General features: G+C 67.5%; 13 protein-coding genes. 6 read left to right on the top strand and 7 right to left on the bottom strand.

The window, feature by feature from the left end; genetic code table 11:
• On the bottom strand, nucleotides 1–1,045 hold a 1,045-nt coding region (locus tag BST27_RS32490; RefSeq protein ID WP_083148584.1), incomplete at its 3' end, for a PE family protein.
• A gap of 228 nt (nucleotides 1,046–1,273) precedes the next feature.
• Here BST27_RS32490 and BST27_RS18875 point away from each other — a divergent pair.
• Nucleotides 1,274–3,880: a helix-turn-helix transcriptional regulator gene (locus BST27_RS18875; RefSeq protein ID WP_069422531.1), complete on the top strand. Its 2,607-nt coding sequence runs from the start codon at nucleotides 1,274–1,276 to the stop codon at nucleotides 3,878–3,880.
• A gap of 145 nt (nucleotides 3,881–4,025) precedes the next feature.
• Here BST27_RS18875 and BST27_RS18870 read toward each other — a convergent pair whose 3' ends face one another.
• Nucleotides 4,026–4,718: an O-methyltransferase gene (locus BST27_RS18870; protein ID WP_069422526.1), complete on the bottom strand. Its 693-nt coding sequence runs from the start codon at nucleotides 4,716–4,718 to the stop codon at nucleotides 4,026–4,028.
• A 202-nt stretch (nucleotides 4,719–4,920) separates the two neighbouring features.
• Here BST27_RS18870 and sigE point away from each other — a divergent pair, with 202 nt between their 5' ends.
• The 4 genes from sigE to tatB all read left to right on the top strand — a co-directional run bounded on the left by sigE (nucleotide 4,921) and on the right by tatB (nucleotide 8,362).
• The gene (gene sigE, locus BST27_RS18865; protein WP_069422532.1) at nucleotides 4,921–5,685 is read left to right on the top strand and encodes an RNA polymerase sigma factor SigE; all 765 of its coding nucleotides are present in this window, start codon (nucleotides 4,921–4,923) and stop codon (nucleotides 5,683–5,685) included.
• Between the two features lie 164 nt (nucleotides 5,686–5,849).
• Nucleotides 5,850–6,242 carry an anti-sigma E factor RseA gene (gene rseA / locus BST27_RS18860; RefSeq protein ID WP_069422527.1) on the top strand — a complete coding sequence of 131 codons (393 nt, stop codon included), beginning with the start codon at nucleotides 5,850–5,852 and terminating at the stop codon, nucleotides 6,240–6,242.
• 109 nt (nucleotides 6,243–6,351) lie between these two features.
• Nucleotides 6,352–7,863, top strand: coding sequence for a serine protease HtrA (gene htrA / locus BST27_RS18855; protein WP_083148583.1), 1,512 nt, complete (start codon nucleotides 6,352–6,354; stop codon nucleotides 7,861–7,863).
• 49 nt (nucleotides 7,864–7,912) lie between these two features.
• On the top strand, nucleotides 7,913–8,362 hold the full coding sequence (gene tatB / locus BST27_RS18850; protein ID WP_069422529.1) for a Sec-independent protein translocase protein TatB: 450 nt from the start codon (nucleotides 7,913–7,915) through the stop codon (nucleotides 8,360–8,362).
• A gap of 28 nt (nucleotides 8,363–8,390) precedes the next feature.
• Here tatB and BST27_RS18845 read toward each other — a convergent pair whose 3' ends face one another.
• From BST27_RS18845 to BST27_RS34535, 5 genes are all read right to left on the bottom strand, one after another.
• Complete coding sequence (locus tag BST27_RS18845; protein ID WP_139805237.1) at nucleotides 8,391–9,545, bottom strand: Mrp/NBP35 family ATP-binding protein; 1,155 nt, start codon at nucleotides 9,543–9,545, stop codon at nucleotides 8,391–8,393.
• A gap of 48 nt (nucleotides 9,546–9,593) precedes the next feature.
• Nucleotides 9,594–11,027, bottom strand: a complete 1,434-nt coding sequence (locus BST27_RS18840; protein ID WP_083148582.1) for a lytic transglycosylase domain-containing protein — start codon at nucleotides 11,025–11,027, stop codon at nucleotides 9,594–9,596.
• 120 nt (nucleotides 11,028–11,147) lie between these two features.
• On the bottom strand, nucleotides 11,148–11,690 hold the full coding sequence (locus BST27_RS18835; protein WP_069421870.1) for a DUF1003 domain-containing protein: 543 nt from the start codon (nucleotides 11,688–11,690) through the stop codon (nucleotides 11,148–11,150).
• Entirely contained in the window at nucleotides 11,687–12,994 is a 1,308-nt protein-coding gene (locus tag BST27_RS18830) for a magnesium transporter MgtE N-terminal domain-containing protein (RefSeq protein WP_069421869.1), read from the bottom strand. The genes BST27_RS18835 and BST27_RS18830 overlap by 4 nt, the downstream gene beginning before the upstream one ends.
• A gap of 74 nt (nucleotides 12,995–13,068) precedes the next feature.
• On the bottom strand, nucleotides 13,069–13,707 hold the full coding sequence (locus tag BST27_RS34535) for a DUF4190 domain-containing protein (protein ID WP_079220010.1): 639 nt from the start codon (nucleotides 13,705–13,707) through the stop codon (nucleotides 13,069–13,071).
• A gap of 189 nt (nucleotides 13,708–13,896) precedes the next feature.
• Between BST27_RS34535 and BST27_RS18820 the strand changes: the two genes are divergently transcribed.
• Nucleotides 13,897–14,424, top strand: a complete 528-nt coding sequence (locus BST27_RS18820) for a YflT domain-containing protein (RefSeq protein ID WP_069421867.1) — start codon at nucleotides 13,897–13,899, stop codon at nucleotides 14,422–14,424.
• Nucleotides 14,425–14,482: the final 58 nt, after the last annotated feature.

The raw sequence follows: 14,482 nt of genomic DNA, 5'->3' as shown, positions 1-14,482 counted from the left end.
GTCCTGGCCCGCCGGCCGCGCCGGCGGCTAGCGCATCGGTGGCTGCGCTGCCGGCCGCGCCGTGGCCACCGGCTCCGCCCGCACCGCCGTGACCTATCAGCAGGCCGCCGTTGCCGCCGCGCCCACCGTCCGCGCCGGATTGGCCAGGGCTGCCGCCGTCGCCGCCAGCCCCGCCGGCTCCGCCATTGCCGGCCAGCAGCCCCGCGTCGCCGCCCGCGCCTCCGGCACCGAACGTGCCCCCGGCTCCGCCGTGACCGCCGTTGCCGAACAGCCAGCCGCTCACCCCGCCGTCGCCGCCGTTGCCGCGGTTGCCGCCGTTGCCACCGTTTCCGCCGTCGCCGTACAGGAACCCGCCGTGGCCGCCCTCACCGCCTGCCCCGAAGCCGTCACCGGCGCCCCCCGCGCCGCCGGTGCCGAACAACCCCGCAGCTCCGCCGTGGCCGCCGTTACCGCCGGTGCCGCCGTCTCCTCCGGAACCGCCCCGGCCGAATAACCATCCGCCGGCTCCGCCGTTCCCGCCGGGCGCACCGCTACCGCCGGACCCGCCGGCGCCGCCGTTGCCGATCAACCCGGCGGCTCCGCCGCTGCCCCCGCGCTTGCCTGCCGCGTTAGGGGAGTTGTCCTGGGAGTAGCCCTTGCCGCCATTGCCGTAAAGCAGCCCACCGGGCCCGCCGTCGGGGTGTTCGGCGGTCCCGTCAGCTCCGTTCCCGATCATCGGGCGCCCCAGCAGCTTCTCGCTGCGGTCGTTGAGCGCGGCGACCACGATGGCTTCGGTGTCGGCGTATGCAGCTGCGGCGGCGTTCAATTGCGCGACGAAGTCGCGGTGAAACGCCGCGGCTTGGGCGCTGATCGCTTGATAGGCCCCGGCATAGTCGCCGAACAACCTCGAGATCGTGATCGAGACCTCGTCGGCCGCCGCGGGCAGAACCTGTGTCGTCGCGCCGGACGCCGCCGCACCGGCAGCCTCCACCGCCCGCTGGATCCCGGCGAGTTCCGTTGCCGCGTTTGCAAGGATCTCGGGACTTGCGACCACGAAAGACGACATACCGGCCTCCAACGACGAGGCCAGCACGACCTCATGACGAAACTTCTGACCGTCGCGAATCGTCGGTCCCCGGAGGTGTGGCGAGCCCCGTAGTCGACTACCTCACCCCGACCCCTCGACGCACCGGCGACTACCTCATTTCGGCTCGGCGTCGGCGCTCGACACAATGTTTTGAATGCTTCACAAAATCGCGCAAATGTGGGAATTGGCAACTACATTCGTCGTGTGATGGTCAGCCGTCCCATAGTCGGTCGGGGCACCGAACTTCGGGCGATCGCCGATGCGCTGGCCGCAGAAGACTGTCGCGGCGTGTTGCTGGTCGGCGATGCGGGGGTGGGCAAAACCAGGCTTGCCGAGGAAGCGGCCGACGCAGCCGAAAACCTGGGGTGGGTCGTCCATCGGGTCGTGGCAAGTGCCTCCGCGCAGCCGATCCCATTGGGCGCCTTCACCAAGTGGTCATGCCGGAAACGGGACGATCCGCACGCCGCCGCCCGCCGGGTGGTCGCGGCGATGACTGACGTCGGCGCCGCGGACCGGGTACTGGTCAGCATCGACGACGCGCACCTGCTGGACAATTTGTCAGCCTTCGTCGTGTACAGCCTTCTGCAATGTTCCAACGTCAAAGTGCTTGTCACCGTGCGGGGCAACGCCCGCGCGCCCGATTCGGTGATGAACCCGTGGAAGGAAGGGATCCTGCGCCGGATCGACTTGTCGCCACTGTCGCAATCCGCGAGCGTGGACGTGATCCGAGGCGCACTGTCCGGTGAGGTAAGCGGCGCTAGTGCCGAGCAATTGTGGGATTTGACCCGCGGCAACGCCGCGTATCTGACGCAGGTGATCGATCACGAACGCGCAATGGGAAACCTGGTCGAGCGCGACGGCGTGTGGAGTTTGCATGCGGCGCCGACGGTTTCGCCCGCCATGCGAGACCTGGTGGAAATGCAATTCGGTGTTCTCGACGAGTCGATTGAGGCGGTCCTCGATCTGATAGCCGTCGCCGGATCGATCAACCGGTCCTTGCTCAATTCGTTCACCGACCCCGAAGCGTCCGCTGAAGCCGAGCGCCTTGGACTGATCTGCGCAGACGAAGCAACGCCGGACGTTATCCGGGTGGCTCATCCGCTGTATTCCGCTATTCGGCTGGCCCAGTGCGGCGAGCTGCGGCGAAGTCGGCTGCGCGGTCGCCTCGCCGAGGCGATGGCCAGCCCGCACAACATGGCCCCGGTCGATCCCGTGCAGCTCGGCTGGCTCTGGCTGGAGTCGGATCTGCCGCCGAACGTCGAAATCTTGGTGAACGCCGCGGAGGGCGCGCTTGCCCAGCTCGACGTCGAGTTCGCCGAACGCTGCTTGCGCGCCGCGGTCGACGCCGGCGGGGGCATCGGGGCGAAACTCCGGCACGCCTACTCCCTGTTTCTGCTTGGCCAAAAGGGCGATGCCGTAGCCGAACTGAGCCGCATCCAGCCCGTCGAGCTGCGCGGCAATGACTTCCTCGACGATTTCAGCCTGATGGCGATGAATCTGCTGTTCGGGTTCGCCGAGCCGGATGAAGTTCTCCGCCTGGTCGAGCAGGCATTGCAGGGTTCGACGGGAGTCCGCGTACACCAACTCAATACGCTGCTCGGGCTGCATCTCGGCTTCACCGCGAACCCGACCGGCGCACTCGAGGCGTTGACCCGCGCCGATCCCGGCGAACTGGACAACTACGGTGCCGTCGTCTGCCTCGGCATGCGGACGTTCGCCCATGGCGAGCGCGGCCAGTTAAGCCAGGCGTGCAGGGAGGCGGCGCGGTGCTGGGAAATGCTGGACGACGTACCCGACGCGTTCAACATCGCCAACCTCGCCAAGCTGCACACCCACGTGCTGGTGCTCGCGGGCGACCTCGCCGAGGCCACCGAGGTGGCAGAACAGGCCTACCGCCGGTCTGCCGAGATGGCGCCGATCGCACGCAGGTTCTGCTCCGCCAACCTGGGGGCGGTGGCGTTGGCCGCCGGCGATCTCATGACGGCTCGGCAGCGTCTGCATCCCGGCCAGCTTGATCTGGGGCAATTCGGGCTGATCATGGGCCACACGTATCGGTACCAGTCGCACTACACCGCGGCTCTGGCGCGATCGGGGAACATCGATGAGGCTGTGCGCTCGCTGGAAACGGCGGCCGAAGTCCGTCGTCCCCACCTGCTGTATATCGAGATCATCTACCTGCTCGCACAAGCCTGGGTTGCCGCCGCGCAGGGTCAGGCCGAGCGTGCGCGTGAGATCGCCGCGCAGGCCGCATCATTCGCCCGTGCGCACGGCATGCTCGCGAGCGAAGTCCTATGCCTGCAGACCTCGGTCCAGTTCTGCGACACCACCGTTGGGGAGCGCCTCGCGGAGTTGGCCACCCTGGTCGAAGGGCCGCGCGCGCCGATCGCGGCCCGGTACGCCAAAGCGCTCGCCGACGACGCCGCCACCGAACTCGAAGCCGTGTCCGCCGACTTCGAGACGATGGGTGATCTGCTTGCGGCTGCCGATGCCGCCGCCCATGCCTCGTCGGCTTATCGACTGGCCGATCGTCGTGGCAGCGCCTTGAGCGCCGGTGCTCGCGCCGAGAGCCTGGCCAAGCAGTGTGGTGGCGCGACCAGTCTGGCACTCGCAGGCGCCCGATTCGCCTATCCGTTCAGCCACCGGCAGCGCGAGATTGCATTGTTGGTGGCCAAGGGACTGACCAACCGGGAGATCGGTGAGGCGTTATCGCTGTCCGTCCGCACGGTAGAAGGACACATCTACCGCGCTACCTTCAAGGCCGGACTGTGCAGTCGCGCCGAATTGGCGAAACTGGTGCAGCAGTTCGATGGGTGATGGACGAGTGATGTCGGCCCTGCTAGTCGACCTACTAGACGGTATGAGGGCTGGGGCCTCACGCACATGTGGTCAAAAGAAGCGGCGGCCACGGCGACGGTCGCGGCGCCGCTTCACCTTGCCCCTTGACAAACTGACGTACATATCAGTCGCGCACCGCGGCCAGCACGCCGTCACCCAACGGCACCAGCGCCGGAGTCAGTTGCTCGTCCTCCGCGATGATTCGGGCCGCTTCGCGCACGGCAAGAACCTCAGCGTCGCGGGCCGACGGGTCACCCGCCCGCCCGCCGAGGGCGGCCCGGTGCACCACGACGACTCCGCCGGAGCGCAACAGGCGCACGGCCTGGACGACGTACTCGGGCTGATCGATCGGGTCGGCGTCGATGAAGACCAGGTCGTACGACTCGTCGGCCAGCCTGGTCAGCACCTCCTGGGCGCGCCCGCTGATCAACCGCGTGCGCGACGGCCCTATGCCCGCCTCGAGGAAGGCCTGCTTGGCCAGTCGGATGTACTCGGGCTCGATATCGATCGTGGTCAGCACACCGTCTTCGCGCATGCCGGAGAGCAACCACAGGCCGCTGACGCCGGCACCGGTGCCCACCTCAGCGACGGCTTTGCCGCCGCTGAGCTTGGCCAGCAGGCTGAGCAGGGCGCCCACCGCCGGGGTTACCGCCCCCGCGCCGATGTCGACGGCGCGCTCGCGGGCGCTCGCCAGGATCGCGTCCTCAGATATCGACCCTTCGGCATGCGCGGAGATCGCATCGGCTCGACTGGGGGACCGAGTGGGCGTTTCCTGGCCCTGGGTGTCGTCGCCCGGGGTGTCGTCGCTGCTGGCCATGTCCGCAGCGTATGCCAAGTTGCGGTGCAGTCAGGCAGAATGCGCCCACCGACACGCCCGACGCCGGAGACGCGACAAAGGTCACATCGGCACTAGATAAGCGTGAAAAAACCCTGGGCAGGGTACGTAACAGTATGGTTTCTCAGCTAAACCTCAGTTTGCTCATACGTCTCGCACACTCCGGTAAGTGACGGTAATGCGTATGGATCGCGGAGGACGCTGGGCCGGGAATACCGATTGGCAGCGTCGCGTTGCCGAAACTGACGAAATATCAACCCTTGGACGCAAGGCGAACTCGGAGGAATCGATCATCACCACCTTGAGCCCGACCACTATGTCTCACCCACAAGAGTTTCGGGACGACGAGTGGGTGGAGCCCGTTGACGGATTGCAGGGAACCGCGATTTTCGACGCGACCGGCGACAAGTCGGCGATGCCGTCGTGGGATGAACTCGTGCGCCAGCACGCCGACCGGGTGTACCGGCTGGCTTACCGGCTGTCCGGAAACCAGCAGGACGCCGAGGACCTGACCCAGGAGACGTTCATTCGAGTGTTCCGGTCCGTCCAGAACTACCAGCCCGGAACGTTCGAAGGCTGGCTGCACCGGATCACCACCAACCTGTTCCTTGACATGGTTCGCCGGCGTGCGCGTATCCGGATGGAAGCGCTGCCCGAGGACTACGACAGGGTGCCCGCCGACGACCCGGACCCCGAGCAGATCTACCACGACTCGCGGCTCGGCCCGGACTTGCAGGCGGCGCTGGATTCACTGCCGCCGGAGTTTCGCGCCGCGGTCGTGCTGTGCGACATCGAAGGTCTGTCCTACGAGGAGATCGGGGCCACCCTAGGCGTCAAGCTCGGCACCGTGCGCAGCCGTATTCACCGTGGACGCCAGGCGTTGCGCGACTACCTCGCCGCTCACCCTGAGCACAACGAATTCGCCCGGCCCACGGTAAACGTCGCTTAAGACCGCAAAGGGGCCCGATCCATCAGTTCGGCTACCACATGGTTGCCAGAAGGTCCCAAATCCTAGGGTTTTAGTTGCTGAACATGGTTATCAGGCACCGCTCCGCGCTACATTCGAAGTCTGAGGGTTTGATAAGGCCCCTGCAGACGGGGAAGGAGCGGGTGATGGTCGAACGGGGACATGTGTTTCGGCGCGCGTTCTCGTGGCTTCCCTCGCAATTCGCCTCGCAGAGCGATGCGCCGGTAGGGGCGCCGCGGAAATTCCGGTCCACCGAGCACCTGTCCATCGAGGCCATCGCCGCCTTTGTTGACGGCGAACTGCGGATGAACGCACACTTGCGGGCCGCCCATCACCTCTCGTTGTGTCCGCAATGCGCGGCCGAGGTCGACGATCACACGCGCGCACGTGACGCGCTGCGCGATTCGCACCCGATCCGGATCCCGAGCACGCTGCTCGGCTTGCTGTCAGAGATTCCGCACTCACCGATCGATGAAGCGACGCCCATTGCCGGCCAGTTCGCCGAGCGCGACGCTCGTGACGAGCGGAAACGTCGCTAGCAACCAGGCATTGCCGCGAACACGTGGATACTAGGGTGGACACGGGATGCGGCGTGCTGCTCAGCGCCGCGCACCCGGCCGAATCCCAAATGGCTCAGAAGAGGATCACGTGACGTCCGACCAAGGCAACAACATCGGCCAAGACGGCAACCCTCGCCTGGCGCCGCGTCCGATCTTCCGGCCCCCCGTCGATCCGGCATCTCGTCAGGTGTTCGGGCGCCCGCCGGGCTTGCAGGGCTCTTTCGTCGCGGAACGGGTGCGACCCCCGAAGTTTCAGCACCAGAGTGAGTTCAGGCCGCAGGAAAAGCCGGCCGACCCGGTGCTGGAAGAGGCATTCGGCCGCCCTTACGACGGCGTCGAATCGCTGCAGCGCCATCCCATCGACGCGGCCGCGTTGGCGGCCGAAAAGGACGGCGAGCAGGACGAGCCCGACGACCCCTGGCGCGATCCTGGGGCCGCGGCCGCGTTGGGGAGCCCGGCAGTAACGCCGCCCCCGCCGCGGACCGCCCCGGGCTACACGGGCAAGCTGGGCGTGCGAGACGTGCTGTTCGGGGGCAAGGTCTCCTACCTCGCCCTGGCCGTTCTGTTGTTGATCGCATTGCTGATCGGCGCCGTCGGCGGGGTCATCGGCCGCAAAACCGCGGAGGTCGTCGAAGCCTTCACCACATCGAAGGTGACCCTGTCCACCTCCAACAACCCCGAGGGGCCGGCCGGCCGGTTCACCAAGGTGGCGGCCGCGATCGCCGACTCCGTGGTGACGATCGAGGCAAAAAGCGACCAGGAGGGCATGCAGGGTTCCGGCGTCGTCATCGACGGCCGCGGCTACATCGTCACCAACAACCACGTGATCTCCGAGGCAGCCAACAACCCCAGCCAGTTCAAGATTTCGGTCGTGTTCAACGACGGTAAGGAAGTGCCCGCCAGCCTGGTCGGCCGTGATCCCAAGACCGACCTGGCGGTACTCAAGGTCGACAACGTCAACAACCTGAGCGTGGCCCGGCTGGGCAATTCCGACAAGGTGCGGGTGGGCGACGAGGTGATCGCCGCCGGAGCGCCGCTGGGCCTGCGCAGCACGGTGACGCACGGCATCATCAGCGCGCTGCACCGTCCCGTGCCGCTGTCGGGGGAGGGCTCCGACACCGACACCGTCATCGACGCCCTGCAGACCGACGCCTCGATCAACCACGGCAACTCGGGTGGTCCGCTGATCGACATGGACTCCCAGGTCATCGGCATCAACACGGCCGGCAAGTCGCTGTCCGACAGCGCCAGCGGGCTGGGCTTCGCGATCCCCGTCAACGAGATGAAGGTGGTTGCGGAGACCCTGATCAAGGACGGCAAGATCCTGCACCCGACGCTGGGCATCAGCACCCGCTCGGTGAGCAATGCGATCGCCTCGGGTGCACAGGTGGCCAACGTCAAGGCCGGTGGTCCCGCGCAGAAGGGCGGAGTCCTGGAGAACGACGTGATCGTCAAGATCGGCGGCCGTACGGGCGCCGACTCCGACGAAGCGGTCGTCGCCGTGCGACAGCTGACCATCGGGCAGGACGCGCAGATCGAGGTCGTGCGCGAAGGACGTCACGTCACGCTGACCGTCAAACCCGAACCGGATACGAGCTAGTGATGAGCGCGGCGCAGCCGGGCGCAGCGGGTCATCACAAACTGATCTGATGTTCGCCAACATCGGCTGGGGAGAGATGCTCGTCCTGGTGGTGGTCGGGCTGGTCGTGCTTGGGCCGGAACGGCTTCCCGGGGCCATCCGCTGGACGGCAGGTGCTTTGCGGCAGGCGCGCGACTACCTCAGCGGCATGACCAGCCAACTGCGTGAGGACATCGGCCCCGAATTCGACGACCTGCGGGGCCAGCTCAGTGAGCTGCAGAAGCTGCGCGGCATGACACCACGCGCCGCGCTCACCAAGCATCTGCTCGACGGCGACGACTCGATCTTCACGGGTAACTTCGACCGGCCAACGAACTCCGCGCCCTCGCCGGTCGGGGAACCCAGGAAGCCTGCGGACGCGCCCGGACCTAACGGGCCGACCACTCGAGCCGCGCGACCCGACGATGCCACCGACGCCGACCAGACGACACAGGTCCCGTTCGACACCGACGCGACCTGACGCAACCGACCGGCGCGACAACGGCGGGTCAGTGCCGCGTCGGGTCCAGCCCCAGCGACATGCCCGCCAGGCCGCGTCGTCGTGACGACAACGTGTCGGCAATGCGGCGCAGTTCTTTGCCCACCGGCGAGTCGGGCGCGCTCAACACCTGCGGTACGCCCGCGTCGCCCGCGGCCACCAGCGCAGGGTCCAGCGGGATCTGACCCAACAACGGCACCTCGGCGCCCACCGCGCGGGATAGCCGTTCGGCGACCTGCTTGCCACCGCCCTCGCCGAATACCTGCAGCGTGGTGCCGTCCGGCAGCGTGAGGCCGGACATGTTCTCCACGACGCCGGCGATGCGCTGGCGGGTTTGGATGGCGATGCTGCCGGCGCGTTCGGCGACCTCGGCGGCGGCCGCCTGCGGGGTGGTCACGACCAGGATCTCGGCGTTGGGCAGTAACTGGGCCAGGGAGATGGCGACGTCGCCGGTGCCTGGCGGCAAGTCGAGCAACAATACGTCCAGGTCGCCCCAGTAGACGTCGGCCAGGAACTGCTGCAGCGCTCGGTGCAACATCGGCCCGCGCCAGACCACCGGCGCGTTGCCCTCAGTGAACTGCGCGATCGAGATGACTTTCACGTCATGCGCGACCGGCGGCAGGATCATCGACTCGACCTGGGTGGGTCGGTCGGTCGTGCCCATCATCCGCGGGATCGAGTGGCCGTGGATGTCGGCGTCCAGCACGCCGACGGCCAAGCCGCGTGCGGCCATCGCAGCGGCCAGGTTGACGGTGACCGTCGACTTGCCCACCCCGCCTTTGCCGGAAGCGACCGCGTACACCCGGGTCAGCGAATTCGGCTGGGCGAACGGGATCACGGGTTCGGCGGCATCCCCGCGCAGCTGCTTGCGCAACTCGGTGCGCTGCTCGTCGCTCATCACGTCGAGACTGACTCGTACCGCGCCGGTACCCGGAACGTCGGCGACCGCCTGGGTGACGCGCTCGCTGATCTCAGCCTTCTTCGGACAGGCGGCGGTGGTCAGGTAGATCCCGACGTGCACATCCCCTCCGGGTGCGACGTCGATGCTCTTGACCATCCCGAGTTCGGTGATCGGACGCCGTAGTTCGGGGTCAATCACCTTGGCCAACGCGCTGCGAATCGCGTTGGGAAGGTCAGCTACGGCGTCACTGTGGGTTCCAGACATCACCGCCGAGTGTAGGCGGCTCGGCTAGGGGAGCAGGCGTCTGGTTGGTCAGCTCACCGGAGCCAGCGCCGGCTCACCGGGCGCGGGCGGGACCGGTGCCGGTGCCCGCGGGGCGGGGTTGGCCGGGTTCGGCGGTGCCGCCGGGGCCGGCGGCGCGGCAGGCGCCGGGGCCGCCGGAGGCGGAGCGAACGGGTCCGGGAACGGCGGTGCGACGTTCGGCGGCGGCGGCGCGATGACGATGCCGCCGTTGGGGGGCGGCGGGGCGCCCGGCCCCGCCGCCGGCGCCTCAGCAGGAGTCTGCGAGCGGATACAGATCAGCGTGCAGCCGGGCTGCGGCGTCACGGGCTGTGGAGTGGGCGTCTGCTGCATCCACGGAGGCTGCTGCATCCACGGAGGCTGCTGCATCCATGGCGGCGCCTGCTGCATCCACGGCCACTGCGCCATGCTCGCCGTGTCGGGCGGCCCGAATTCGATCAACGGAGCGCGTTGGGCGAACGGATCGTAGTTGGCGCCGGGTCCTTTGACGGCAAACGGCAGATTCGGGCCCAGGCCCTCCCCCTCGCCGTGCTCGAGGTGTGCGTCGCCGATCGGCGGTGGCGGTCCGGTGATCGGCGGCAGGTCCACCGGCACCACGCCCGTCGCGTACGCCGCGGCCCAGCCCAGCACGTTCTGGGCGTAGGACATCGAGTTGTTGTAACGCAGGATCGCGGCCATGACCTGGCTCGGGTCCCGCAGGTTCAACCCGCCGCTGCACAGATACTGGGCGGCGGCCAAGGTCGAGTCGAACAAGTTCTGCGGGTCGGGCACCCCGTCACCGTCGCCGTCGGCGGCGTACCGAGCCCAGGTGCCGGGCAGGAACTGCATCGGCCCCAGCGCACGGGCGTAGGTGACCGTGTTGCCGACATTGCTCTGAACGATGACCTCGTTGCCGGGCAGCGAACCGTCCAGCGCAGGACCATAGATCGGGTTGATGGCGGTGCCACGGGAATCGGTGGCGCCCCCGTTGGCATGCATCGACTCGATGCGTCCGATCCCGGCGAGCAGGTTCCAGCTCACTCCGCACTCTGGGGCCGCGCTGGCCATCTTCTGCTCGGCATTGCGGTACGCCGATAGTGCCATGACCGGAATGCCCAGTGTGCCAGGAGAATTCACGATCCGCGGCGGCGGCGGTGCGGAGCTCGCGGCGACCGCGACGTGGAAGCTGGCGGGCGGGCGGGCGATGGCGACGACGGTCGGTCCGCTCATATCGATGCGCGGGGCGGGGGCACTTCCGGTGGCAACCGCGGCCACATTGTTGATCGCCGTCCGCGCCGTTGCCGGAAGCCGCGGGTGCAACGAGGGCGCGGCACCGGCGACGGCGCCGGCAAAGACCAACGGAGTAATGACGGCCACGCCGAATGCTGGTGATCGCGTAACGCGAGTAGTGCCTTGCCGCACCGCAGCAGCGGCCGGACGGGCACCCCAGCGACCCCCTATGCGCACCTGGCCGTCCTAGTTGCTTCGTCGGTTGTTTCGTCGGAACTACAACGCTTCTTAGCTTCGTGAACTAGATCACCATACATAACTCTCGTAACGGGAGTTGCGCAATGGTCGGACTCTTTCTCAGCCCGATTTCTTAGCACGCCGCGTGATCTCGTCGGCCACCACCCGCGCTGGCGCATCGTCAGATTCGGCGGGCTGCAGTTCTGCCAGCAAGGCCCGCAGGCTGTCCAGCTCGTGCCGCAGGTAGTCCCGGGTGGTCACCTCGCCGATGGCCAGGCGCAGCGCCGCCAGCTCACGCGCCAGATATTCGGTATCGGCCTTGGTCTGCGCAGCGCGTTGCCGATCGTCTTCCAGCGCAACACGGTCGCGGTTCTCCTGACGGTTCTGTGCCAGCAGAATCAGCGGCGCGGCGTAGGAAGCCTGCGTGGAAAAAGCCAGATTGAGCAGGATGAACGGATACGGGTCCCAGCGCAAGCTCACCGCGAACACGTTCAGCAAGATCCAGACCGTCACAAAGATGGTCTGCACCAGTAGGTATCGGCCGGTGCCAAAGAACCGTGCGATGGACTCCGTCGTGCGTCCCACCGCATCGGCATCGAAGCGCGGAGTGAACGTGCGCGAGGTGCGCGGCGTGTACAGGCCCCGCGACGGCGCCTTGCTCACAGCGAACCTCCGGATCTCGCGGGCCTGCCCGCGGGGTCGAGTTGCTGTACGTCCACCCGCCAATCCTGGGGCAGCAGGTGATCGAGCAGGTCGTCGACCGTGACCGCACCCAAGAGGTGCTTTTCGGCGTCGACGACCGGCCCGCAGACCAGGTTGTATGCGGCGAAGTAGCGGGTGACGGCCTGTAGGGGCGTCTCCGGGTCCAAGGTGAACAGATCGGTGTCGACCAAGGCACCGACCAGTTCGCCGGGTGGCTCACGCAGGAGTCGCTGCAGCGGCACACAACCCAGGTAGCGTCCCGTCGGAGTGTCTGTCGGCGGACGCGCCACGAACGCCATCGACGACAACGCTGGGGTCAGATCGGGATCGCGCATCCGGGCCAGTGCTTCGGCAACCGACGTGTCTGGCGTCATCACCACCGGCTCGGACGTCATCAACCCACCCGCGGTGTCGGGGGAGTGCTTCAACAGCCGTCGCACCGGGTCGGATTCGTCGGGATCCATTTCGGTGAGCAGCGTTTCGGCGTCGGTGGGACTCATCGCTCCCAGTAGGTCGGCGGCATCGTCGGGATCCATCTCTTCCAGCACGTCGGCGGCGCGTTCGGTGCCCAGTTGCGACAGCACTTCCGCCTGGTCCTTCTCGGGGAGCTCCTGCAGGATGTCGGCCAGGCGTTCGTCGTCGAGCGCCTGGAAAACCTCGTAGCGGCGTTTCGACGGCAGCCCGCGGATGACGTCGGCGACGTCGACCGCACGCCGACCCTCGAACTGATGCAGCAGCTGGGCCACGTCTTGGCCCGGCATCGCCAAGGCCGACGGGGTCAAGCCCTGCACGTGGTGCCAGTCGACGACGTGCACCGGGCCGCGTCGCCCCAATCGGCGCTGGCTGCGGACGGCCACGCGGGTCACCACCCAGTCGCGGGTTCGGGTCTGCTCGATGCCCAGGTCGGTGATGACGAGGTCGACGTTCGCCAGTTCCGGCAGTTCGGGGTCGGTGACCCGGACCGGGGTATCGAGCACTTGGCCCAGCGCCAGCACCTCACCCGGGCGCTGCTCGAAGTGGCGCAGGGAGACCTTGCCGGTGTTGAGGGTCACCGCCTGGGGCTCGATGGCCGTGACCCGCAGGATCGGGATGAAGATGCTGCGACGGGTCGCAAGATCGACCACCAGCCCCAGCACCCGTGGCTGCTGTCGAACGATGCTGATACTGATCACGACATCGCGGACGCGGCCGAAGGATTCGCCGTAGGGGCCCAGCACCATCATGCGCGAGAGCCGCGCGACGTACACCCTGTTGACCGATGCCATGGTTATTCAGCGTAGGAGCGCCGCTCGGGCTTGGCTTGTCGAGCCTGTCCTAATCGCTGCCCAAGGAGCCGTCGTCAGCGACTGTTCGCCGCGATCGCCGCCACGCCGATGATGAAAAGGAGCACCAGCAGCCCCAGCGTCACCGCACTGGTCCAGATGCCCGCGAGGGCCAAGCCGCGGCCCGGCTGTTGGGACTGCTTGATCTGATTCAGCGCGACGATGCCGAGCACGAGCGCGACGACGGGGATCAGGAAGCCGATGTAGCAGAAGACGCTGAATGGAATCCCGATCACCACACCGGCGATCGCGGTGACCAGCGACGCGATCGCCATGCCGTTGTTGCCCGATGACGGCCCGGAGTAATACGGATTGCCCGCGGGCCCGCCCGGATACTGCGGGTAGCCGGCGCCCGGATACAACGGCGGCGGGGGCGGTGCCGCCGGATACGGTGCCGCCGGATACGGAGCTGCCGGGTAGTCGGGTGTGGGTGCGCCGTACGGCTGCTGACCGAATTGCCCGTAGCTCGGTTGTGGTGGGCTTTGTGGTGGCGGGTAGCCGGCGCCCGGTGGGTTGGGCGGATATGGCGTCGGCCCCGACTGGTAGCTCGGTGGCGGCGGTGGCTGTGAGGTTGGCGCCAGCCAGGTAGCGTCCGGATCCTGCTCTCCCCCGGACGGAGGTGGCCAGGGCGAGCCGTCATCGCGGGGAGCCGTCATGAACTCAACCTAGCCTATGGACGGCCGCGCAGTACTTCATGATTTGATTGCCCGCACGCTGCCCGATCGGTCCTTGGCCAGCACCAATACGGCCCAGCGGGGTCGCTCGCAGCGGTTCGCAGCGAGCGAACGGGTGCTGGCCTTGACTGGACGTGAAACTATGTTCCAGGCAGAGGAGAATGAGGATCGATGAGTAGCCCATTCCAACCCGGGCAGGGTTCCGGTGCATCGTCCACACGCGGCGCGGCAGGTCGCCGCGCCGTGCCCAGTTTGCCCACCCCGCCCAAGGGTTGGCCGGTCGGGTCCTATCCCACGTATGCCGAGGCGCAGCGCGCCGTCGACTATCTGTCCGACCAGGACTTCCCGGTCCAGCAGGTGACCATCGTCGGCGTCGACCTCATGCAAGTGGAGCGCGTCACCGGCCGGCTGACCTGGGGGAAAGTGCTCGGTGGCGGGGTGCTCAGCGGCGCGTGGCTGGGTCTGTTCATCGGTTTGTTGCTTGGTTTCTTCAGTACCAACCCGTGGGGTGCTCTGATCACCGGCCTGGTTGCCGGGGTGTTCTTCGGGCTCATCACCTCCGCGGTTCCCTATGCCATGGCGCGGGGCACCCGGGATTTCAGTTCGACGATGCAACTGGTGGCCGGCCGCTACGACGTTCTCTGCGATCCCCAGAACGCGGAGAAGGCGCGGGATCTGCTGGCGCGCCTGGCGATCTGACGCGGGAAAGCTCACGAGGGCCGCTGCGTTGGTGGGTCGTGTGCGCAGGCTGGGTGCT

The organism is Mycobacterium intermedium, assembly GCF_002086275.1.
GTDB classification, from domain to species: domain Bacteria; phylum Actinomycetota; class Actinomycetes; order Mycobacteriales; family Mycobacteriaceae; genus Mycobacterium; species Mycobacterium intermedium.
The sequence above is the reverse complement of the archived record's forward strand: the minus strand, read 5'-3'. Positions and strand labels throughout refer to the sequence as shown.

Excerpts from the sequence above, each read along its gene's own strand:
- BST27_RS34535 (WP_079220010.1), bottom strand. The coding sequence starts at position 13,707 with ATGACGGCTCCCCGCGATGACGGCTCGCCCTGGCCACCTCCGTCCGGG.
- BST27_RS18820 (WP_069421867.1), top strand. The coding sequence starts at position 13,897 with ATGAGTAGCCCATTCCAACCCGGGCAGGGTTCCGGTGCATCGTCCACA.
- rseA (WP_069422527.1), top strand. The coding sequence starts at position 5,850 with ATGGTCGAACGGGGACATGTGTTTCGGCGCGCGTTCTCGTGGCTTCCC.
- BST27_RS18830 (WP_069421869.1), bottom strand. The coding sequence starts at position 12,994 with ATGGCATCGGTCAACAGGGTGTACGTCGCGCGGCTCTCGCGCATGATG.
- sigE (WP_069422532.1), top strand. The coding sequence starts at position 4,921 with ATGGATCGCGGAGGACGCTGGGCCGGGAATACCGATTGGCAGCGTCGC.
- BST27_RS18845 (WP_139805237.1), bottom strand. The coding sequence starts at position 9,545 with ATGTCTGGAACCCACAGTGACGCCGTAGCTGACCTTCCCAACGCGATT.
- BST27_RS18875 (WP_069422531.1), top strand. The coding sequence starts at position 1,274 with ATGGTCAGCCGTCCCATAGTCGGTCGGGGCACCGAACTTCGGGCGATC.
- BST27_RS18870 (WP_069422526.1), bottom strand. The coding sequence starts at position 4,718 with ATGGCCAGCAGCGACGACACCCCGGGCGACGACACCCAGGGCCAGGAA.
- tatB (WP_069422529.1), top strand. The coding sequence starts at position 7,913 with ATGTTCGCCAACATCGGCTGGGGAGAGATGCTCGTCCTGGTGGTGGTC.